16 protein-coding genes are annotated in these 23,679 nt (G+C 42.9%); all 16 read right to left on the bottom strand.

What is annotated here, in order from left to right:
- Positions 1-244: 244 nt before the first annotated feature.
- The gene (locus tag RsY01_RS05520; protein ID WP_094784553.1) at positions 245-10,126 is read right to left on the bottom strand and encodes a beta strand repeat-containing protein; all 9,882 of its coding nucleotides are present in this window, start codon (positions 10,124-10,126) and stop codon (positions 245-247) included.
- Positions 10,127-10,398: 272 nt separating this feature from the next.
- The gene (locus RsY01_RS05515) at positions 10,399-11,355 is read right to left on the bottom strand and encodes a sensor histidine kinase (RefSeq protein WP_238594952.1); all 957 of its coding nucleotides are present in this window, start codon (positions 11,353-11,355) and stop codon (positions 10,399-10,401) included.
- The gene (locus tag RsY01_RS05510) at positions 11,352-12,008 is read right to left on the bottom strand and encodes a response regulator transcription factor (RefSeq protein ID WP_094784552.1); all 657 of its coding nucleotides are present in this window, start codon (positions 12,006-12,008) and stop codon (positions 11,352-11,354) included. The genes RsY01_RS05515 and RsY01_RS05510 overlap by 4 nt, the downstream gene beginning before the upstream one ends.
- Positions 12,009-12,093: 85 nt before the next feature.
- Entirely contained in the window at positions 12,094-12,579 is a 486-nt protein-coding gene (locus RsY01_RS05505; protein WP_094784551.1) for a hypothetical protein, read from the bottom strand.
- Between the two features lie 556 nt (positions 12,580-13,135).
- Positions 13,136-15,121: an FtsX-like permease family protein gene (locus tag RsY01_RS05500; protein ID WP_094784550.1), complete on the bottom strand. Its 1,986-nt coding sequence runs from the start codon at positions 15,119-15,121 to the stop codon at positions 13,136-13,138.
- Positions 15,121-15,873, bottom strand: coding sequence for an ABC transporter ATP-binding protein (locus tag RsY01_RS05495; protein WP_094784549.1), 753 nt, complete (start codon positions 15,871-15,873; stop codon positions 15,121-15,123). Before RsY01_RS05495 ends, RsY01_RS05500 begins: the two co-directional genes overlap by 1 nt.
- Positions 15,873-16,220 (bottom strand): YxeA family protein, encoded by a 348-nt coding sequence (locus RsY01_RS05490; protein ID WP_094784548.1) that lies wholly within the window; start codon positions 16,218-16,220, stop codon positions 15,873-15,875. Before RsY01_RS05490 ends, RsY01_RS05495 begins: the two co-directional genes overlap by 1 nt.
- 184 nt (positions 16,221-16,404) lie before the next feature.
- Positions 16,405-17,232 carry a prephenate dehydratase gene (gene pheA / locus RsY01_RS05485; protein WP_094784547.1) on the bottom strand — a complete coding sequence of 276 codons (828 nt, stop codon included), beginning with the start codon at positions 17,230-17,232 and terminating at the stop codon, positions 16,405-16,407.
- Positions 17,229-17,711: a shikimate kinase gene (locus RsY01_RS05480; protein ID WP_094784546.1), complete on the bottom strand. Its 483-nt coding sequence runs from the start codon at positions 17,709-17,711 to the stop codon at positions 17,229-17,231. The genes pheA and RsY01_RS05480 overlap by 4 nt, the downstream gene beginning before the upstream one ends.
- 101 nt (positions 17,712-17,812) lie before the next feature.
- Positions 17,813-18,817 carry a DUF6688 domain-containing protein gene (locus RsY01_RS05475; RefSeq protein WP_094784545.1) on the bottom strand — a complete coding sequence of 335 codons (1,005 nt, stop codon included), beginning with the start codon at positions 18,815-18,817 and terminating at the stop codon, positions 17,813-17,815.
- 43 nt (positions 18,818-18,860) lie between these two features.
- Positions 18,861-20,381: a signal recognition particle protein gene (ffh, locus tag RsY01_RS05470; RefSeq protein WP_094784544.1), complete on the bottom strand. Its 1,521-nt coding sequence runs from the start codon at positions 20,379-20,381 to the stop codon at positions 18,861-18,863.
- 49 nt (positions 20,382-20,430) lie between these two features.
- Complete coding sequence (locus RsY01_RS05465; protein ID WP_094784543.1) at positions 20,431-20,760, bottom strand: putative DNA-binding protein; 330 nt, start codon at positions 20,758-20,760, stop codon at positions 20,431-20,433.
- 57 nt (positions 20,761-20,817) lie between these two features.
- Complete coding sequence (locus tag RsY01_RS05460; protein ID WP_094784542.1) at positions 20,818-21,120, bottom strand: hypothetical protein; 303 nt, start codon at positions 21,118-21,120, stop codon at positions 20,818-20,820.
- Entirely contained in the window at positions 21,120-22,415 is a 1,296-nt protein-coding gene (locus tag RsY01_RS05455) for a glycosyltransferase family 2 protein (protein ID WP_094784541.1), read from the bottom strand. The genes RsY01_RS05460 and RsY01_RS05455 overlap by 1 nt, the downstream gene beginning before the upstream one ends.
- Positions 22,412-22,939 carry a hypothetical protein gene (locus tag RsY01_RS05450; RefSeq protein WP_094784540.1) on the bottom strand — a complete coding sequence of 176 codons (528 nt, stop codon included), beginning with the start codon at positions 22,937-22,939 and terminating at the stop codon, positions 22,412-22,414. Before RsY01_RS05450 ends, RsY01_RS05455 begins: the two co-directional genes overlap by 4 nt.
- Positions 22,932-23,612 (bottom strand): hypothetical protein, encoded by a 681-nt coding sequence (locus RsY01_RS05445; protein ID WP_094784539.1) that lies wholly within the window; start codon positions 23,610-23,612, stop codon positions 22,932-22,934. The genes RsY01_RS05450 and RsY01_RS05445 overlap by 8 nt, the downstream gene beginning before the upstream one ends.
- Positions 23,613-23,679 lie beyond the last annotated feature (67 nt).

The raw sequence follows: 23,679 nt of genomic DNA, 5'->3' as shown, positions 1-23,679 counted from the left end.
TGACCTCCGCTTGCGCTCCGTCCAAGCAGGGTCATTCGCAAACCTGAGTTTGCTCAAAGTCTTTTTTAGTTGATTACTATCCATTATACCATGTTACCGTAAAATTTTTGAGGGAATTGAACAAAACTCTGTCACGTCCTTTATTTTGTCTTTTGACTTGATTGATGCTTATCATCACGAATTGGGTACTTTCTCTTGCTAACGCAAAAAGAACTCACATCAATCTTGTGAGTTCTTCGCCTGATTATTTTTCAGATTTTTTCTTCCGTTTTTTCAAACCTAAGAAAATCAGGATTGGTATCGCTATCAGAATAGCACCGAGAAGACCATATTGCGTGATTCTTTCACCAAAAGTGCCAAAATCCTGTCCGCCCCCTTCTTGATTCGGAGCTTGCTGGTCTTGACCATGTGGTGGCGTTGATGGCGTTGGTGGCGTTTCTGTATCCTTGTTTTTCGTGTAGACAACGATAAAGTTTTGTGGTGTCGCATCTGTACCGTCGGTCAAGTCATTATGATCAAAAGTTGAAACAGCTTTAAGCGCCTCAGCTAATGACTGATAGACTTTACCATTTGATGCTGTGACCTGATAAGTATAACCAGATCTATACAGGTCATTATCCGTCTGATTAAATGTCAGTTTTGAATCACTATCCCCTGTCACTGTGTCAAGCGTTTTGCCGTCAACGATTAGATTGGCAGTTTGTTTGACTGGTTTATAAGTGACAGTAAAGTTCTGCGGCGTCGGGTCAAGACCCGTGTCCGTTGGAATAGCATTGGCATCGTAAGACGGATTATTTTTCAAGGCATCCGCCAAAGTATCATACAGTTTACCATCTGGTCCAGTGACCTGATAGGTATAACCACTCCGCTTAAGATTTGAATCGTTAGCGTTAAGTGAGATATTGGCATCACTTGGACCATGTGCGGTTTCAATCGTTTGGGCACCTTTAGGATCACTACTGTCGCTTATCAAATTAGCAGTTTGAAGCTGTGCGGTGTAGATGACGTTAAAGACTTGATTGCTACTTGGATCATTGTCAAAGACGTGAACGTTTTTTGTCGCAGCTTCTAGCGTTTGGTATTCTGTGCCATTTGGCGCTTTGACGACGTAGGTATAACCATTTCTTGACAGATTTGGCAGACCTGACGCTGTTGTTTGGAGCTGAGTATCGACGACATTGACATTGTAAAAATCAGAGACTTTTGGCACCAGTGACAGTTGCATGCTCGCTTGGTAAAGCGGTGATGTCGATGCGATTGGCGTGCCACTGTCATCTAAACCAGTCACACCTGTGGCGGTTGGATAAACCTTGTTCCCCGCTGGGTCATTAATCGTTTGGACGACCATGCTTTCTGGCATTGGGGTGTAGCTTGCGGTAAAGACTTGTGGGACATTGTCTCCGGCGATGAGACCTGGATTTGCAGGATCAATGCCTGGATTATTTGGCGTAACACTTCGCACTAAGCCTGAACGACCGCCCAATTTCAGTGATTGCGTAGCTGGTGGCACTATTGTGTCAATGGTATCTGTATTTGTCGGTGTGCCATCATAAGTAGCGTTAGCTGCTAGTGCATTGGCTAGGCTGTCATACCAGACACCATCCGGTCCATAAATCTTATAAGTGAAGCCCTTTCTGGCTAGATTTTGTTCACTATTTGCCGCAAAGCTTAATGAACCAAAGGAATAGCCATCTGTTGTGGTCGTTATGGCTTGCCCACCTGTTGCGTCTGGGTCAGTCGCATCTGTCTGAAGAATAGCGACTTGTTTGAGTGGGGCATAGTACAAGTTGACATGCTGATTCACACCGTCTGCTGTATCAAATTTTGATGTGCCTGTTTGTTGCGATGCGTCGATTAGTTTGTAGCCTGGATAGTCTTGTTGCAATTTTGAATAATCAATCGTTGCATCCGAGACACCTGAAAGTGTCGTTGGGTTTGCTAGATTTGTCCAGGTTTTACCACCATCACGACTGATTTTAAAGTCGACGATAACTTGTTGCGGATTGGCTTGGTATTTCAAGACAATTTGCTGATCCTTATTTGGGTCAGTATCGTAGCGTTGAGTTGTCGTTCTACCATCCTCAATCAGGGTATAACCTGAAATATTGGTATCAATGGTCGCATAGTCAATCACACCATTTGACGTGCCTGTTAAATCAGTCGATGTTTTCAAAGAATTGCCATTACTATCTTGGTAGACCACTTGTGCTGTTTCTGCAAGTGGCGTATAAATCATATAGACGACCTGTTCAACAGCATCATTGCTATCATAGGTCGGCGTTGCGGTGCGGCCATCTGTTGTCAAGCTATAACCTGAATAGTTATCTGTTAAGCCACTATAATTAATCGCGCCGCCAGTTGTGCCTGTCAGGGGTACATCTGGAATGGCTTGACCACTACTATCAACGATTGGATTACCAGAGGCATCGACAAATTTGACGACTGCTTTTTGCGTATCTGGCGTATAACGATATTCGATAGTTGTTTGACCATTTTCCGTTGCATTTGGCGTGAAGACTGAGGTGATCGCATTTGCATCTGCGACGGTTGTCGCCTTTTGAACACTATTGACCCACATGCCATCGAACGTATAGCCGGGAATCGAAACAGCACCACTTACTGGAATGGTCGCATCGGTTTGGCCATTAACGGTACTGGTTACCGTTCCCGTTGGTACAGCGACGTTGAGGTCGTTACCGCCTACGGTCGTCGTATAATTAACCGTCGCTTGGGTCGTTTTGGCTTGATAATAGAAATAAATATCAGGCGTCACAAGCTGACCGTTGACCGTCGTCCACATAACAGGTTGCGTAAACGTGCCACCACTTGCACTAGTCAAACCTGCTTTAACCAAATCATAACCAACTGGTGCATCTGGTGCCGGTGTAGTTGTTAGCGCTTGGTTACTCGTCCCAATAATTTTCCCTGGTGTTAAGCCAACGATTTCTTGACCATTAAGACCACCACCTGAATAGAGATAGTGAACGGTGACTTCTTGATTGTTAGCTTGATAAACAAACTTAACCTGATCAGACGTTGTACTACCACCGCTAAAAATCAATTTATCCACTGTCGTATTAGATTGCGGACTACCATTAACTGGTGTAAATTCGATATGATCGAACGTATAGCCTGGAATGCTAACTTCACCACTTGTCGGAATCGACTGATCCGTCGTCCCACTCGCATTTAAAGCAACAGGCGTGCTGGCGTACTGCGAAATATCATTGCCAGCCGTATCCACATAAGTCATGGTCGCAATGTTATTTTGATTAGCTGTATAGGTTACTGTGATGGTCGGTGTTACCAATGAACCATCTGCATTAATGGCAAAGTTCGGCGTGACCGTGCTGACATTTGCCGTATAGCCTGGGATTGTAGGCACTGTAATTGAATCCCCTGCTGCATTTGACACCTTGGTTTGTGACAATTGTGCTGTACTTGGGTTCCAACCTGTGGTATTGGTTGGTGTGACAGCGCCATCTATAGGCGAGCCATCATTGGCATCGTAGACATAATTAATAGCAACGGTTTGCGCCGATGGCGTGTAGTTAATCGTGAGGTTATTTGCATCTGGCACATAAGGCATTGCCGTATTGGGTTGATCGGTACTCGTATTGTTATTATACACATAGTTGGCATAAGTATAACCCGGAATCCCAATCGCACCACTATTGGCAAAAGTTGCCCCGCCTAAGGCTTGGCTCGATAGAATTGGATTCAAGTTATTGGCATGAATCAGTCCCATTAAGTCATAACCATCCGTTGCGACATACTGAATAGCCACTTGGCTGGTTTCTGGTGAGATATAGTAATAATAATCTGTTTTATTTAGATTACCATCAGTGCCAGGTGTCCAATCAATCGTTTGTGTCGCTGGACTCACTTGCCAGCCTGGCTCAACTGATGTTGGCGGGGGCGCCATCATGACATTTGGACTCGTCGCATTGCTATAACCCTCCACTGGCACCGCATCCAATCCTGGTACTTCTGTCCCATTATCCGTATCTGCCAGAACTTTTTGACCATATTTTCCCGCATAGCCAGTCGGCAACTGGAAGATATAGTGAACCGTCACAGCTTGTGGATTGGGGGCATATATGACTTCTAATTGATCTGGATTGCTTGTTGCGCTAAAGGTTGCTGTGCTAATGTCTGATACCGGTTTACCATTGGATTTTTGCGAAATAATGTTATAACCCGGAATCGCTGGCGGTGTCACACCGATAGCTTGGTCTGTCACACCTGTTGCTGTTGTAGGTGCCCCATTAATTTGGCTTGAACTTGCATCTGTTAGAATACTTGAATTACTAGAAGCATCAATACTGGCAATTTTATAAGCAATCGTGGCATTTTGGTTGTTAGCCGTGTAAGTCACATTGATATCTGGTGTGACCAGCTGACCATTTGCACTACCATCTGCTTTAATGGCGAAATCAGGTGTCACTTGATTAACACTTGCTGTGTAACCCGGAATCGTTGGCACAGTAAGCGGCGTACCTGTTGTATTGGTCAGCCCAGTTACCGAATTTGTCACGGTTTGCATGCCAAAATCTTCTGATGGGACAGCACCATCTTTTGGAGACTTATCATCACTGCTATAGAGATAATGGATATTCACGACTTGCTCATTTGGCGTGTAGACAAATTGAATCTCGTCTGTTCCGATTGTATAAAGTGCTTGGTTTAAATCATCCAGATTAGTATTCAGATTGCCCCCATTATACTTAAATCCTTTCAGCGTATAGCCTGACACACTTGGACTGGTCGTCATAATGATGCCATCCGTGTAGCCACTCTGACTGGTTGGATTATTGCCGATATAAGGTGTCAGAGCCTTGCCAGCTTCATCAACATAAGTAATTGTCGCCGAATCTGGACTAGCGCTATAAGTCACCGTAATCAGCGGTTCAGTCGGATTACCAGTGCTATCTACTGTAAATTTCGGCATAACCGTTGTCACGTTTGGCGTATAGCCTGGAATCGTTGGGACAGTGATTGGCGTGCTGCTTGGTGTTGCGTTGACATCTGTCGTATAAGACGTGCCATTTGTCATACCGATAGCTTGCGTTGGCACCTGTTGATTACCAAAATCAGCTGGTGGCACTGGCTTGTCTTTAGGCTCACCATAGACGTACTGGATTTGCACCGTTAGCGGGTTGGCCGTATAGCTGACCAAAAAAGTCTGAGATTCACTATCTGTTGTGCTAGTCCCGTTTGGCGTTGCATCATAAGTGCCGTCTGCAGCCAAGGCAGCAGCGAGTGTCGCATAGCTTGTACCGTTGGGCGCTTTAACCTGATAAGTATAGCCCGCTCGCGCGAGATCGCTATCGTTTTTCAGGAAAGTAATCGCCTGCGCTGTCAACCCGTCCCTAGTATCAACCGTTTGCGCACCCGCCGGATCTGTCGCATCCGTTTGTAAAATCGCGGTTTGGCTACTTGGCGTGTAGCTGACCGTAAAGATCTGCGGATTGCTGTCAGCTTGACCGCTAACCACCGTGTTGTTATTGTAAGTGGCATTGGCTGCTAAGGCTAGCGCCAATGTCGGATAACTTGCAGAGACGGTGTCGCCATTTGAGTTGGTGTAGCTGACGGTCACATTGTAATTGTAGCCAAATCTGACCAAATCAGTATCGGATTGGTCAAATTGAATCGTGCTAGCCGTCGGCCCTGTTGCCGTTTGATAGGTTTCACCGCCCGCATTGGCAGGGTCTGAACTATCTGTTTTGAGAATTGCCTCCTGTGTTTGTGGCGTGTAGGTCACCGTATAGACTTGCGGTGCAGTATCGCCATCACCTGTGTTATAAATCGGGCTACTTGCATTTTTATTGCTAGTATTATCATAAGTGCCTTCAATGTTTGTTACCACCTGACCACTTGGATCCGTGATGGTGTAATCATAACCAGGTCGGGCAAAACTAGCCGTTGAGACGCTATAAGTCTCAGCTGTTCTGCCATCTTGGTAGAGGGTCGGTGTGCTTTTCGGATCTTGAACAAAGTTGACTTGAACACTCTGGATATCACGCGCCAAATACACGATATAATCCGTTGTCCCCGGCACAAAGGTCAAGCGTTTCGCGGTGTCACCACCATTTAACAAATCATTGTCATTTGTCAAACTAGCTAGGGATGCCCCCATTGGGTCAAGACTCCAACCGCTTGGCACAGTGATGTTGCTTGTCGTCACGCCAAAAGTTTGAATGCTACCAATCGCGCCAGTTACCGTTTGGGCAGGGAGACCCGGGACTGGGTTGGCCGTAAAGCTGTACTTGCCTGTGGCGTCATAGGTCGCTTCGTCATAATGGATGACGTGTGTGGCATTGCTCGCGGCGTAGCTCACGGTATAGGTAATGTTGGTACCATTACTTGTAAAACTAGATGGCAAGGTGCTGCTGGTGTAGCGATTGCCATTGCTGTCAGTGACAGTCCAAGTGTAACCTGAAACATCTGGCACAGAGAGCGAATAAGTCCCGTCCGTTTGGGTATTCAGGGTCACACTTTGCGGAAGGGTTGGCGCTGTGTAAGCTGCTGTGTCAACCGATGAGCTGGATGAGACATTGGTATTAGTCCCCGTCGCATAGGTGTAATTTACCAAGACATTGGCGGTTCTTGGCGCATAAGTGATGGTATAATCTTGCGGCGTGCTATCACTTGTCGCAGCACCATTATTGGTCGCATCATAGGTAATGGTAAACTGGCTATTGGTCAGGCTGACCACTTTACCGGCGCTATCTGTGACTGTCGCCAGGTAACCGTTAATTTGCGGGACACTGACGACTTGTGTGCCGCCCGTTACGCCTGTATAAGGGGCGCCATTCATGCCAGATAGGGTGTTATCCCCATTGCTCACACCTTGACCATCTGGTGCATCCACTACTTTAATATTGGCTTGTTGGCTGTCTTTGGTGTATTGGTAGACAATGGCAGCTTGATAACTTGGTACAAGACCACTTGCCGTATTGGTCATGTTATCCCAAGTCCAGTCCGTATGGTAAGGTGGTGTTTGATTTTGGGTTGTCCCGTCTGGTTTATCACTCCAATAAAAATCTGATACATGATAGCCTGCCGGCACCACATTGGCCGTTTGCAAATTACTTGTTTGGACATCACTTGTTGTGCCAAACAAAATATCAAAACCGAATCCTGCGCCACTCACTTGGCTAGCAAAACTGCCTGGTAAAGCTGTCAAGGCACCGATGGGGCTACCGCTACTATCAACTTGTTGCGAATAATAGTTGACCTGTGCTTGCCAGCCTGTATAGGTGACCTCAATCACGATCGGCGTTGATCCAAATGAGCCTGCAGGAACAGTCGTCATGACTTGCGGCGTACTGCCGTTGATTGAGACATAAGATGAATAGCCTGGAATCTGGGTAATCGGTATCGCATCATAACTGCCATCTGTCACATAAGGCGCTCCTGTTGATGAGGCCGTAATCTGACTACTTGGCGTCGTTCCGTCTGGATTGGTGTAGTTGACGGTGATGGATTGTCCGTTGGCGACGTAATTAACCGTGGCAGTTTGTGGCACACTATCGATTTGACTGCTACCATTGCTAGTATTATCCGCAACGATACCTGTTATGGTATTACTTGTTTGTGTCGAGCCATCTGGATAGGTAATAACAGCCGTGTAGCCATCAATCACAGGAACTGTCAGGTCGCTAAAAGTCGTTCCAGTCGTGCCAAGACGCATTTTATCCGTACTGGTCAGTTGACTTGAGAGATTATGACCTGCAGGGAAAATATAATTAACATTTAACTGCTGCACATCTGCCGTCGCCGTCAAGGTATAAATTTGCCGATTTGCGTCACTTGTCGCTTGCAAGTTATTGGTCGCATCGAAATTACCTGAAATAGATGCCAAAGGTAAGGACAGAGCGTCGCCAGCTGGATCTTTTGCACTGATAAAGTGATAGCCTTGCGCAGGCAAACCGAGCAAGTCAAAGCTAAAGCTATCGCCCGTCAAACCTGTTTGTGTCAGCGTTGTTGATGTCTGAGCGTTATTTTCATAGTTAATCGTCACATCTGCTTCTTGGTAATCTTTGGCAATTTCAAAGAGCAAAGTCGCATCATCGCTACTGTTGACATCAGTAGCTGTTAAAGGATTTGTCGGAACTGCTACTGTCGTTGCATCACCGTCTTGACTCCAATAAACATTTCCCGTTAAATGATAGCCATTCGGTATCACCCCTTTGGTTTGTAGTCCGGGTGTTTCCGTATCAGGCCCCGTCGTGACTGCTGTAACAAGACTTGACGTCAACGTCTGACCAATCGTCGGTTGCTCTGGCTTCAGTTCATCACTGGTTTTAAGATCGCTCGCCTTAGAGGTGTCAACATTCCCCGCGGTCGTTACCGTCCCATAGTTAATCGTCACCTGATTAGCTGCATAATGGACGACAAAAGGCTGTGGGGTCGCATCATCTGTTACATTATAGCCATTCGACGTCGCATCAAAATTAGGGTTGGCCGCAACCGCTGCTGCTAAAGTCGCATAGGACTTATCATCTGGTCCAGTCACCGTATAGGTATAACCCGGCACGGTCAAACTCGCATCTGTCGAGGTAAAGGCAATCGGTTCATTTGATGTCCCGTGGTAAGTCACATCACTACTTGGCAGAGTAAGGGGCACAGGCACATTTAGCGTATCAGATTTAGCAGTCAATGGTGCAGACTGATAATCTCCTTGATAGTTCACATTCAGGGTATTACCAGGCACGGTTGTCCCACTGTCGTCGATCGTATCAGACCCCACTGTGATAGCCGTTGTCCCATTAGGCACTAAGGAATAGCCTTGAAAACTTGGCGCTGTAAAATCATAAGTATCGCTTGTCGCATTCGGTGAGCCACCAGTAATTCCAATGGTATCCGTTGTATTGGCGATAAATGATGTCGCAGCTCGCAAAGGCTTGTTATTTTGGTCGAGATAATTAACTGTGGTTGTCCCAGTTCCTAACTCCAATGTAAAGTTAGTAATGTGGGTTCCCATTTGGGTATAGCCTTGGTTGTAACCTGCCATAACACCGAGAGACATCGAGGTATTTGTCAGATCGACAACCCGTGTAAAAGTCTGGGATGAACTTGTGGTCACTTCAATCGTTATCGTACCAGAATTATTACCATCATAGACATAGCTAACGGCTACAGGTGCGGTAATTTGAGGACCACTTGCCCCCCATTGATTATTGCTATTCCCTGAAGATGTCGTTTGACCATTTAAGGTAGTAATCGCTTGTTGCTCATCCGTTGTCTGGCTGGCTGTTTCTAAAAGGCCATCTGATCCAGTACTGCGCCAGCCCATCACTTGGTTTCCCATGTTATAACCAGCTCCTGGATTGATACCAAGTGCTGAGTCCCCAAAACCTACGGGTGTATAGCTCGCATAGTTGCCATCTTGAGACGAACTATTGTTGTAAAAATCAATCCCCCAGTTCAATGAATTAGGTAGCCCATTAAGTCCTAATCCTCCGCCAAATTGTTTTGAACCTCCTGCTGTTGCAAGTTGATTAGGAGCGGTTGGTGATAAAACAAGACCGATAAAATCGCCAACGACATAACCGTTAAATAGCCCACCTGAACTTAGCCGAGTCAAATCAATATTAAAATTGAAAGTCCAATCCTTGGTCATATCAATTTGTTGCTTAAAGGCAACCGCCCCAGTCTTAGGATTATGACCATTAGCAGTTGGTGTTAAAACCGTATACTTTGTGCCACCAATTGTTGTATTATAAGCTAAAGCATTTGTTCCTGTATCACTTCCTGTACTACTAATCGTAAAGTTATTTTGATAATTACTGTTATCGTAAGTTGCCGTATGACTTTCGCCCACCTGCGTTGTATCTGTCACATTATCAATCGTTGGCGTTGTGATCACAGTAAATGGCACGACACCCGTGACCTGTTGCGCCGTTTTAGGTAGCGTCAGTGATTTGCCAAATAAAGTCGGAAAATTTGAGCTGAAGATGCTGTCATCTGCCACAACTTCTCTTTCAGCAAAAGATAGACCAGGGACAAGCGTCGCAAAAACAATCCCAGTCACGACCCATCTTTTTTTGACTTTACGTAGTACAAATCGCTTTTTGCAGTCGATCTCATCTATTTTTAAAGTCCCTCTCTTCATATCCATACTCTCTTTTCTAATATTCCTTATTAATAACAAATTATATTTAATTGCAACAAGATGACTGCTACATCCTGTTTTAAAACAATCTCTATATTGTTATTCTAGCATATTTACGCATTTTTCTCTATTATTTAGCGTGTTTTTAGACAAATAACTGACATAAAAATCTTGAATTAATATAACAGAATATTCCGCTTTATCATTATTCAGTAATTAACTTAATCTTTCTCATATTAGAAACCGAACGCATAAAAAGAACTACCGATTTTTCTTCGCTAGTTCTTCTCGATCCGGACTTCCGTCCCTTTTTCGACTTGACTGGTAATGGTGACGGTCAACTCCAGTTTGTCTAAAATACCTTTGGTCAGATAGAGACCAAGGCCTGTGGACTTTTGATTGTGACGCCCGTTATAACCGGTGAAGCCATGCTCAAAGAGCCGCGGCAAATCCTCAGGCAAAATGCCAATGCCTGTATCTTGAATCGTCATGTTATCAGCGAAGCTAATCGTGACACTACCCGTTTTGGTGTACTTGACGGCATTATTAATCAGTTGCTCAATCGCAACTGTCAACCATTTTCGGTCACTGGTAAGCTGCCATGAACCTGTGATAGTGACAGACAGATTTTTCATAATAAACTGATTGGCATATTTTTTGATGATGTCGCGCGTGATGTCAGCGACGTCAAAGGTTTCAAAGCGAAAATCTGTCGTCGTATTTTGCAAACGCAGATAGCTCAAGAGAATATTGAGATAGTTGTCCAGTTCTAACAGTTGGTTCTGAACCTCTGATTTTGTTAGATGATCCGTTTGCGCCATCAAATCAAGTGCTGCCAAAGGCACTTTCATCTGGTGCGTCCAAAGCTTGGTCAAATCAAGTAAATCCTTGTCAAATCTCAACAGGTCTTGATACTTATCCTGACTCCATTGATCAAGCTCAGCAATCAGCTGCTGGTAATCCTCGCCGATTAAGCTCGTATCCGGAAAGTGCGGTAAATTTTCCACGCTGGTTCGGGTTAAAAACTGGTGGAGCTGGATAAAGCGATGGCAAGCAAAGCCTTGATAGGTCAAGAAAATCAGCGCAGGCAGTAAAAATGCGACTTTGAAGACTGTTAAGTCCATTCTTTCTAGGACGAAAACGAGCGCAATCAGCCCCTCAGTCAGTAGAAAAATGGCGATTTCACTTGATTTTTCCTGCAAAAAGCGGGCAATGAGCCGTAAATAAGCTGTCATTTGACCACATACCCCACGCCTCGAACGGTATGAATGTGATCAAAGTTGACTTGTAGCAATTTTTTACGCAATCGGCTCATGTTGACATTCAGCGTGTTCGCGTCGATAAAGTCGTCGCCCTCCCAGAGTTTTTGGAGGAGATCATGTTTATCGACGATATTGCCTGCCTGTTGGAGTAAGGTTTTTAAGATAATCGTTTCTGTCTTGGTCAAATTGACTTTTTCTTGGCCATCTGAAAAATTACCGTCTAAATCTAGCGTGAATTGCTCGAAACTCAGATGGTTGACTTGTACTTTTGTCCGCCGTAAAAGCGCGTTAATTTTAGCGATTAATACCTCGACAGAAAAAGGTTTGCTGACGAAATCATCTGCGCCCATGTTCATCGCCATAACGGCATTCATCTCATCAGAAGCAGAGGAGATGAAAACGATGGGCAGATCACTGATTTTTCGGATTTCTGTCGTCCAATAAAAGCCATTAAAATAAGGCAGAGTAATGTCCATCAAGACCAAATCAGGCTGGTATTCAGTGATTTCTGCTGCGACCGCCCGAAAATTCAGGACACTCGTGACCTGAAAGTCTTCCTGAAGTTTCTGACGCAAGAGTTTGACAATCGTTTCATCATCTTCAACGATAAAAATTTTATTTTTCATACCCTTATTTTACCAGAAAAGGGCGACTTGTGGCACTTGAAACTGTTACTCCTTTAGAGAATATAACAGATAAAGCTTTGCTAGCTTAATCTCGGTAAAATGTGATAAAAGTTTTGCCATCTTTTTTCCAGTCAATGTCAATACTTAGCTGCTCATCATTTTTTCCTTGCCAATAATAGGATAAACTATTATCCTCAATCGCTGTGCCAGAAAATCCTGCACTTTTAATCTTTTTTTCGACGTATGTTTTAATGTCTTGATTTAAGACATCAGCAAAACATACCCTTGTTGCTTTTTCGATTGCCTGATCGCCAACAACCTCAACAATCATATTTTCACCGACAACGTCAAAGGGTGGTTTAGGAATTTGCTGTGTTTCCCGATTATTCGGCCACTCTACTGCAGCATAATCATCATTAGCCTCACGCTCCTGAAAAACACTGATTGCTTGATCTTTATCAGATGTATTAGATGTATCAGAAGTGCCACTGTTTCTAAACCCATAAGCGGCAAAAAGTGAGACAGCAAGTACGGGTGTTACTACAGCTGCTGTTAGCATTGCTTTTTTCATCATAAGTCCTCCTGTAAGTCTAAACTTCACGGCATTCGTGATACCACAAACTGCCCTTCCCCTTATTAATGAAATGAATTGCTAAACTGATGTTTAGCTCCCTAAAGTTACGCGACAAATCATCTTAGCACCATAGCCGCCTAAACTGTTTGCTCTCAACCTCCTAACTGTCAAAGTAACCTATCAAAACAGAGCTGTGATAGATAATTTTAAACGTTCCTTATCTATTACTATTTTATCATATTTAATACTTTTTTCAAATAATATGTAGGATTATACTTATTATTTAGAAATCTATATCTTATCAAAATATTATATCGCTTGTGACAAACAACTTGAAATAAGTAAAAAAGCAAGTTATATTACTGATTTTGATTACTTTATAGAACTTTAGAAATTTGATTGCCTAATCCCTACTTAGGTAGTTGTGTCTAGCCTAAACATTAAAGTTTAATGTGACTTTACAGCTGTATTTGTCTTATCTCTCTGATTCTTCTGCCGGTTGATTTTCAAGTATCACGAAAAAACACCCTCAAAAAGAAGGTGTTTGCGCAAGTTATCTTTCAACGATGCGATAATAAATTTTCGACGTTTTACGATAAATCAGATAGTAAATCACTGAGATAAGCAAGATGGTAATACCGCTGACGCCGGCAATCATCCCGATGTCCGTAATCCCAAAGAGATTGATTAATTTAGAAATCATCACAAAGGCTGCTAAAAAGTGGATGATGCTGACAACGATTGGCATGAAGAAGACCAGAGAGACTTGCGAATCAATTGATTTTTTGACTTCTTTCTTCGTCAGACCAACCTCTTGCAAAATACGGTAGCTGCGTTTATCTTCAGCACCCTCAGAGATTTGTTTGTAGTAGATGATGAGGGCTGCCCCGAGAATGAAGGTAATCCCAAGCATAAAGCCGATGAAGAGAAAACCGCCGGTGAAAGACAGGATAGCTTCTCTGTTTTCCTTTTCTGTGGTAACAATCACATTATTTGACTGACTGTCATCTTTAAGTGCCTCTTGACTAGCTTTGCTGAGGGCTGCCCCTTGCTTAGCAGGCAGGTTGACAAGTAGTTGTGTCGTAATCAGCGTGTTCAAATCAGTCGCATTGGGATTATTTTTGAGCGCATCTTGATTGTAGAGGTCATTTAATTTTAACATCTCTTGGTCATCACTGACAACAAGGACTAAGATATCAAAAACACCCGGAAACTTAGATAAATTTTTAAGTGCTGGCACATCTTTGACAACCTGCAAGTTTTCGCCAAACCAGTCTACTGATTTAACGGGATTAATTCCGCGTTGGCGATAGATAACAACTTGGTTGGCTGCTAGTTCAGGCAAGTCATTCCCAAGTTTGACCATATCGGCACGCGTGACCACTTCTATCGTCGCATAATCATCAAGTTTCGCCGATTTAGCTGGCAATACCGCCTGTTTGTTGGCATTAATCGGAAAACTTGTCATGGCAAGAAATGATGAATAAGCTGCTGTTTTTGAGGTGTCGACTACATTTTTTTCAACAAAACGGTTTAAAGCTTCTTTGTTGGCATCAATACTTTTTCCGCTGATGCTGACATTCGTATTCTTGGGAAACTGGTCTGCCACGACTTTTTGCACACCGACGTAAAGGGCAACAGACGTTGCCAGTGTGACAAAGGTCATGGTCACGAGAATCGTGATATTGGCGAGACCAACGGCATTGGTTTTCATGCGGTAGAGCATACTGCTCGTCGTGATGAAATGTTCAGGTTTGTAATAGTAGTTTTTGTTGGCTTTTTGGCGTTTCAAGACGAAGATGGTGACGCCGATATAGAGCAGGTAAGTGCCGAGAATGACGAGGATAACGGCGATGAAAAATTTCATCAAAGCTTCGATTGGCCCTTGTACGCTAAGTGCTAGGTAATAAGCAACGCCGAGCATCCCGATACTGAGGATAGACATTATCAAACGCCCACGCGGCTCACGCTCACTGCGTGTATTATCTTTGAGGAGACTGATGGCTGAATTGCGTTTGATGGTCACCATGGCGAAGAACATCAACAGGGCAAAGATAGCCGCAAAGACAAGCATGGTTAAGGCAATCGCTTGGAATGACACGGTTAAATTAAAGTAGTTGCCACCGATGAGATGGACAAATATCAGAAAGAGAAACTCTGAAAAAATCAAGCCAAGAACAGTCCCAGCGACCAAGGTCACGACAAAGGTCATCAACAATTCCCAGAAAGAAATCGTTGCGATATTGCGTTTATTCAGACCTAGGATATTATAAAGTCCAAATTCTCTCGTCCGTTGTTTGAGCAAGAAACGGTAACTGTAGCTGACAATGATAATCGAAAACAAAACAATAATCGCAAGCCCAAATTTCATCAAGGTTCTGATCGCATCAGCCCCTTTTAACTGATCTAAACTCTCAGAAAAGGCAATGTTTGACAAAATTAAGGTAATCGCAAACATAGAAGTCGTTGCCAGTAAAAACGGTGAAAAATTAGATAAGGATTTCCGAATGTTTTGAAAAGCTAGTTTGAGATAGAACATTATTCACCTCCTAGCAGACTCGTCATCGCCGTCGTGATGTCACGATTGAACTCGTTGTTCGTTTTACCAGCCCGATAAAGTTGATGGAAAATTTGACCATCCTTGATAAAGAGGACACGACTGGCGTGACTAGCAGCGAGACTTGAGTGGGTTACCATGAGAATGGTTTGGCCTTCAGCATTAATCTGTTCAAACAATTCAAGTAAGCCATCTGAATTTTTAGAATCAAGCGCCGCTGTCGGCTCATCTGCCAAAATCAATTTTGGATTGGTAATCAAGGCACGTGCCACCGCAACACGCTGTTTTTGACCGCCAGACAGCTCAAAAGGTTGTTTGTCTAGTAAGTCTGAAATGTTCAGCTTAGGTGCTAGTTCGTTCAAACGTTTGGCCATTTCGGTGTGTTTGTAGCGACCTAAAACGAGTGGCAAGAAAATATTATCCCGCACACTGAGTGTATCTAACAAGTTAAAATCTTGGAAGACAAAGCCCAGATGGTCACGGCGAAATTCTGCTAACTGTTGTTCCTTAATCGTGCTGATTTTTTTGCCTTCTAGGACAACCTCACCACTGCTTGGTTTTTCTAAAGTTGCGAGGATATTCAAGAGCGTTGTTTTCCCACTCCCGCTTTCCCCCATGATGGCGATGAATTCACCTTCTTCAGCGATGAAATTGACATCCCGCAAGGCCTGTGTTTTTTCCTTTGAAAAACGGGTTTGGAATGATTTTTCTAAATGATTGACTTCTAAGAACATTAGTTGATCTCCTTTAAGATATTGGCTTTAATTTCTGATTCTTCGACTTCTTTGTAACTGGTCACACCTTTGGTTTTGTTGACCGTTAATTCTAAGTAGGCACCTTTTCTAAGATTATGGTCGGCTGTAAATTTAGGCGTCTTTTTATCACCACGTTTATTAACAGCAGGTAAGGCATAGTCATAGTCCGTATATGTCCGACCGCTATCATCTTTAGTCTGTCTAGGCGTGCCATCTTGGGTAATTTTCACATAGTAGGCATCGCCACCATAACTCTTTTGGTAAACCATATAAACACCACCCGCGATGATGGCAAGAATTGCAAGTACTGCTGCTAATTTTTTCATTGTATCTCCTTTATTAAAACTCATTTGTTTTCTTCTTGACACTCTTATTATCGCATACGAAGTAGCTATCTGTCTTACACCTCAACCTATCTTTCTTACGAAAATGTAAGTTAGGAGACTTTTGGCCGGCTCTATCAAAAAAACCAGCAGATGATGAAAACTCTGCCAGTTGAACTATTTGTTTTTACATTTGATAAACCTTATATTTACCCAAACGTTTAACCGTAATCCCAAGTTTTTCGAGCGCGTGAATCAAATAAAGATAGTTCTCAGAAAACTGCGCATCGATGAGAAAGAAATATTCCCCCAGAAAAGTTTTAAGTGGACGAGACTCAATCTTAGTTAAATTAATCCCAAAATCTGCGAAAATTTGCAAGGCTTTATACAAGGCACCCGGTAGATTATCCGAAAGCGTCAAAGCTAAGGTCATCTTCTCAGTCACAGCAGGCAGGTCAATCTGAGGTGTCGTCTCCCCCAATAACCAGAACCGCGTGAAGTTTTCATCAATTTCCTGAATATCCTGAGCGATAATCGTCAAACCATACGCCAAGCTACTGGCAACTGGCGCAATGGCCGCAAAATTTTTCTCGGGGTGTTCCGCAACAAATTTGGCTGCATAAGCCGTGCTGTCTGTACTCTCGATTTTTGCGTCAGGAAAATGGTGCTGGACGTATTTCAGCGATTGGGCAATCGCTTGGGGATGAGAAAAGATTTTTTCAATCTTTTTATCGCTACTAGTCGCCATGAGCTGTTGCTTAATCGGTTGGATAATCTCTGCCTGCGCGCGGATATGTTCTGCCTGTAAGAAAAGATAGTCAACCGTCTGGTGGACGCTACCCTCTATCGAATTTTCGACCGGCACAATAGCATAGTCAACCAAGCCCTGCTCATAACTTCTGATGACCTCAGTAATCGAGTCAAAGGCAAGAAGCTGATGACTGTCATCTGGAAAAGCTGCGTGAGCTACCGCATAAGTAAAGGACGCTTTAGGCCCCAAAAAACCAATTTTCATGCTTGAATTTCCTTTAGGATTGCCTCAGGGCTTTTGCCTGAAATCGTGATGATTTGAGTTGCAATTGCTTCATACAAAGGCGCACGAGCTTCAAAAATCGCTTGTAATTCGACGCGTGAGTTATTGAGAAAAAGCGGTCTAACATTTGATTTATCAGCAGTAATTCGCTGATACAGGGTATCGAAATCTGATTTGAGGTAAATCACTTCTGCTTTTGATTTGCTTAAAATACGGCGATTTTCCTCAGACATCACCACACCACCACCTGTTGAAATGACGCCACTTGTTTGTGTCAATTCAAGTAAGACCTGCGATTCGATTTCCCGAAAGGCAGTCTCGCCTGCTATCTCAAAAAATGTCGAGATTGGCATGCCAATCCGCTCAACAATGACATCATCCATATCTATAAAGTCAGGTGATAATAAGTTGGCAATCGTTGTTTTACCAGCCCCCATAAAGCCTATTAAAAATATCGTCATAAATCTCTTTCTAACTGCTCCTGTTCAGGTAGCGTGATATACTGCAAGGCAATGCGATTTTCAGGCGATGTATCCACCAGATAGATGACCGCTAAAAACAACTATTCTAGCGGCTTCATAATCAAGTAAACCAAATCTGCCGTGTACTGTGAGTTTATTTTCCGCGCAATTGGATAGCCATACCGGTCATAAACCCGTCTGATATAGTAGTGAACTTTAGGCGTTTTCTCCTGGATAATTTGTTCAAAGGCATTGGCGATACACAGCTGTCGATTAACCACAATTTTGCGACCAGCTCTAATCCCCATGCGCTGTGATTTGACAAGCTTACGATGCCCCATTGCCGCAACGGTACATAAATAATGGTCATCATGAAATGCTAAATCAGGTGCTGATATTTTTTCTGATAAGGTCCAATCAGCCGTCTCAGTCCAGGCTTTAATCACACTATCTGGCGCCTGTCCAAAAACTGATAAGACAGCAATAATTACACCCAACAAGGGAATAGCCAAGATAAAAGCTATCCAAGGCCAATTACTGGCGTTTTGAATGAGAGATTTAAGGCGCGTGATGACGCTTGTCTGCTGACTATCTATCTCAGGTAATTTATCTTGATAAACTCTCACGACTGTCACAATCAGCTTAAACCCAATCAACAAGACATTAATGAAGTAAACAGCCAACGGTATTTTCTGTAACATTTGCACTAAACACAACAGGGTAATGCCCATCCCGATATATAGATTAGCCAAGGCAAATACGAGAACCAAAGGCGGGAGTTGCTTGATTTGATTATACTTTAAGATAAGATAACCTATCAAGGCAACGAGGAATAAAACCTGCAGTGTTGGACGCGACTGTGCGGCAATCGGTGTATGCACATAGTTTGAAAAAATTGAAACTGACCAGTCAGCATTCGTGATATGCTGATAATCCAGATAAATATAGGCCAGAAAACCACCTAAACTAAAGGTCAAAATTTCAACAAAAGTCTCAAATTTGGGATGTCTCCTGCGCCGTCTATCCGTCAGCAAGTAGATAATATTTAAGATACTTAAAAACGGCACACATAAGACACCAATCAGTACTAAAAGTCCCAACACCATAAGATATACCTACTTAATTTTAGAATACACGGCTTAGGCCAACTTATTTTTTCTTCTTCTTGCCTTTTTTCATTTTTTTCTGGGCGCGTTTCATGGCTGCAGTCATGGCCATTTTGCCGACTTTGCCTTTGAGACCGCCACCAAACATGGCGCTCATATCCGGCATGCCCGCACCGCCCATATCACCGAGCGCACTCATATCAGGCATCCCACCTGGCATATTGGGCATTTGACCGCCCATGCCACCGAGCATGGCGCCCATATCGCCATTCATTAAACCGCTCATCATCTTTTTCGACTCATTAAATTGCTTGATGAGTTTATTCACTTCGATAAAAGTATTGCCCGAACCTGCAGCGATCCGACGCCGGCGTGACGGTGTTAAAATATCAGGATTGGCACGTTCTTCTGGTGTCATGGATAAGACTGCCGCACGTTTTCTGGCAATCTCTTTTTCATCCACCTTGATATTGGCAGCGCCTGGAATTTCAGACATCCCCGGAATCATTTTCATGATTTCGTCCAATGGTCCCATGGATTGAACTTGGTCTAACTGTTCGATAAAGTCGTTGAAATCAAAGGTGTTTTCACGCATTTTTTCTGCCATTTTAGCAGATTGCACTTCATCGTATTGACTTTGTGCTTTTTCAATCAAGGTCAACATATCACCCATGCCGAGAATGCGTGAGCTCATCCGTTCAGGATAGAAAACTTCCAAATCGGTTAGCTTTTCACCTGTCCCGACAAATTTAATCGGTTTACCTGTGATTTCTCGGATAGAAAGCGCCGCACCACCCCGTGTGTCCCCATCCATTTTGGTAATGATGACGCCAGTGATTTCAAGGGTTTCATTAAATTTCTTAGCCACATCTGCTGCGACTTGACCGGTCATGGCATCGACAACCAAGAGAATTTCAGTTGGTTGTGCCAAATCCTTGATTTGCACCAACTCGTTCATCAATTTTTCATCAATTTCAAGTCGACCAGCCGTATCAATCAAAACATAGTCATGGCGTTTTTCAGCCGCCAAAGCCAGACCATGACGGACAATCTCGACTGGATTGACATCAGTGCCTTCGTCATAAACCGGCACATCAATCTGACCCCCAACTGTTTTCAACTGCTCTATTGCCGCAGGCCGGTAAACGTCGGCAGCAATCAGCAAAGGTCGTGCGTTTTCAGTTTCTTTTAGTCGTTTGGCAAGTTTGCCGGCAAAAGTTGTTTTTCCAGCCCCTTGGAGACCCGCCATCATGATGATGGTTGGAATTTTGGGTAATTTAGCAAGCTCTGCTTCGCCACCACCCAAAATCGCGGTCAATTCTTCATCAACGATTTTGATGACTTGTTGGGCTGGCTGCAGTGCTTCGGATACTTCGACGCCGATGGCACGCGTGCGAATATTTCTGATGAATTTCTTAACAACAGGTAGCGCCACATCGGCCTCTAGCAAGGCGACACGTATTTCTTTGGTAATCTCTAAAACATCATTTTCAGTGATTTTTTTCTTGCCACGTAAGTTTTTAAAGACGCCTTGTAAGCGTTCCGTTAAATTTTCAAATGCCATAATTTTTTATGATGAATTATACTCAATTAAGTATAAAACTCTCTATCTCCTATTCATTTTCTAAACTTTGTAAAATCGTGATTTGCTCAACCAGATACGCATCATTCGCATATTTTGCCAATAAATCAGCGAAAATTTCCTCTCGGACAATATAGTCAGAATACATATGGAGCTTGGTCTCATACGTTTCCAAGACCTTCTCTGTCCGCTTGATATTATCATAGACGGCTTGCCGACTGATTTTGTATTCTTCAGCGATTTCCGCCAGAGAATAATCATCCGCATAGTAAAGCTCGACATAATTCATCTGCTTTTCTGTCAGCAAGGTCGCATAAAATTCAAACAGGGCATTCATCCGATTGGTTTTTTCAATTTCCATTCTTCTATTATACCAAAAAAACTGAGATAAACTCAGTTTCTTTAGACAATATATTGCTTAAAACGCCAGAAACGATAGCGTAAATTTAACAATCAGGAAAACAAAAATGACCAGAATGACAAGATTGATAAAGGTGCTAAACATAAAATCTTGTCGATTTGATTTCATGGCTGCTACACGCGTTGCTTCATCCTCATAAGTTTGCTTTCGTCTATCAGACCAGTTCCGATAATTTTGCAAGAAAACAAGGATATTTAAGACGAGACCAATCAAGCAAACCACTAGGAAAAGGCCTTGTGACACGCGACTTGTAAACAGTGACGTATCTGTTTCTCTAGGCATAGCGACTAAAAAATTCATCAGCTTTCTCCCTCCTTCTTGGTCATCTTCGTCCGTGTCGGACTCACCCATGTGCCTTTACCTGCAAAACCAAAGACGGTCTTAATCGCTGGGATAAAGGTTGTGGCAATGGTGATGGCATTCATCTGCCAGTACCAAACCATGTAGCCGGGTGCAAACAGTAAGTATTTCATTTTAGCGCCATGGTTATCGAGTGCGAGCGACGCAACTAATTGCCAAACGCCGACCATTGAAATAAAGGCGGAGAAGAGGAAGGTCATATCTAAGGTATGCGTGAGTTGCTCTGTATCATTCGTAAAGACGAAGTAAATTACTTTCAAAATCAACCAAGTCGTGAAAATCAGATAGTAGAAACTCCATAGAATACTACCTGTTTGATCCAGCAACATGACAATTTTGGGTGCATTTTTAATCGGATGTTTGGCAACACGTTTAAAGTTAGTCAACCAAGCTTCCGTCCCACCTTTTGCCCAGCGTTTCCGTTGATTGTAGAGCATATTAAAGGTGTTCGGTACATTCATATAGAACATAATATCTGGTGCAAAAACGGCTTGCCAACCATTGAATTGTTGATCCCAAGCGATTGAGATATCCTCAGTTGCCCGGTCTTGACGGAAACCACCACAATCCAAAATCGCATCTTTGCGATACATGGTATTGGCACCAGAATAGGCGTACATATTACCCAAAACACCCATTTGTGAACGTTTGATAATCCCAACAATACTTGAAAATTCAACCGTTTGAGATTTCTCAACCAGCAATGACCGATTTTGCACATCCATGTTGGCAGTGACTGCGGCCGTATTTTGACCACCAGGACTGAGGAAATAATTCATATATTTTTGAAGCGCATTAGGTTCTGGCACCGTGTCCGCATCATTACTTAAAATATATTCCCCTCTTGCAAAGGACAAGCCAATGTTAAAGGCATGCGCTTTCCCATTGTTTTTATTAACCCGCAAAACTCTTAGATTGTCGTATTTTAAACGCAATCTGGCCAAAATTTCGGGTGTGGTATCTGTTGACCCGTCATCACACACTAACACTTCATAATTATGGTAGTTGAGATCGTGCATCAAATAATCTAACGTTTCCTCGATCATGACCTCCTCATTATGACAAGGAATCATGATGGTAATCATGGGTTCTTCATTTTTAGGGATTGTTTTAAAATCTTTATCTAAAAATTTACCAACATAGATGCTGCGATAAAATATCCCACCAATCGTCCAACAAATTGCACCAATAATCGGATAAAGCGTTAGGATTTGAACAAAGATTGATAATGTCATCTAATCTCCACCCCGTTTTCTTTAAACAAATCCTCAATCATGCGATCTGGTAAGTTTTTCTCACCATCAACGGCATAGTATCGGACTGTTTCTCTAGATTGTAAGTCGCCAAAACGCTCAGTGTACATTTTATCCAAAATTTCTTTTCGCTCAGCTAATTTCTTAGCATCATAAGTTTTCTGCTTTGGATAAACGTTTTGTTCCCGATAATTATTTCTGAAGAGAAAGGCTAAACTACACACTAAGATAACGACAAAAGCCAATAAAATCGCTGAATTCAAATATTTTGTTAAATCAAAGCCATCTGACCATGTCCAATAATGGAACGAACTAATCAAGCGACCACTTGAAAGAGAATTGAACAAAATAACAATAGGAACAACTAGAACGGCAAGAAAGGCTAGATTAAACAAGACTTGACGTATCTTAAGCCACCAATGTCCTTTTTCAAAAAAGTTATCTTGAACAAAATCCTTTGGTTGGGGATGCGCTGTACCGGTTGTTACTTCTGGTTCTTTATTCATAGATCCCCTCCTCCTTTTCCATCAGTAATGCCAAGTTATGTTTTTCATCAGCTAAGTAAGCTCTTTCCCTTTGTAACAAGGTTTCACATGTATTTGAACTTGAATAATATCCTGAATTTTCAAGTTCCATTTTTAATTCATAAAGCGCTTCTTTCATAAATGTCGCTTGGCCACATTCAAAATATCGCACTAAAAGCGTTAAAAACTCGACCGTTAAATAGCTTTCAGGTACTCTTTCTTCAGTAAAAACAGCTTTAGAAACGATAACAGTTGCTTTGTCATCAATTTCCTTGATGTCACTAATCAGATGCGCACGTAAAACAGTCTCAAAGATTTTTCTAAAAGAACGTAGAAAAGGTTGACACCAAACCTTGTGTAACAATAGGTAGGGAATCAAAAATAGCAAGGCTGTAATCATCAGAACCCCAACCACTCGTGGCCCTAAAACGGCAAATGTTTTGACATCAAATATACTAACCTTCGCTGTCAATAAATAAATCCAAACAATCACCGGGAGAATCAAAGCTAGCACAGCAGCAACAGCAGATTGCCTCGCATGCACTTTTTCGTGAAATTGTCTCAGTCGCTCATTTCTAGCGTACGAGACTTTTTCTAACTCCTCTAAAAGTATAATAGAGGCATAACAGTAATCCAAATCATTTATTTTTCCCAAAACGACCTCCTAATCATTTGTTAATACGTAACAGTCACTCATCGGGCTGTCTAATCTATCAAACGTT

Source organism: Pseudolactococcus reticulitermitis, assembly GCF_002260845.1.
GTDB classification, from domain to species: Bacteria; Bacillota; Bacilli; order Lactobacillales; family Streptococcaceae; genus Pseudolactococcus; species Pseudolactococcus reticulitermitis.
The sequence above is the reverse complement of the archived record's forward strand: the minus strand, read 5'-3'. Positions and strand labels throughout refer to the sequence as shown.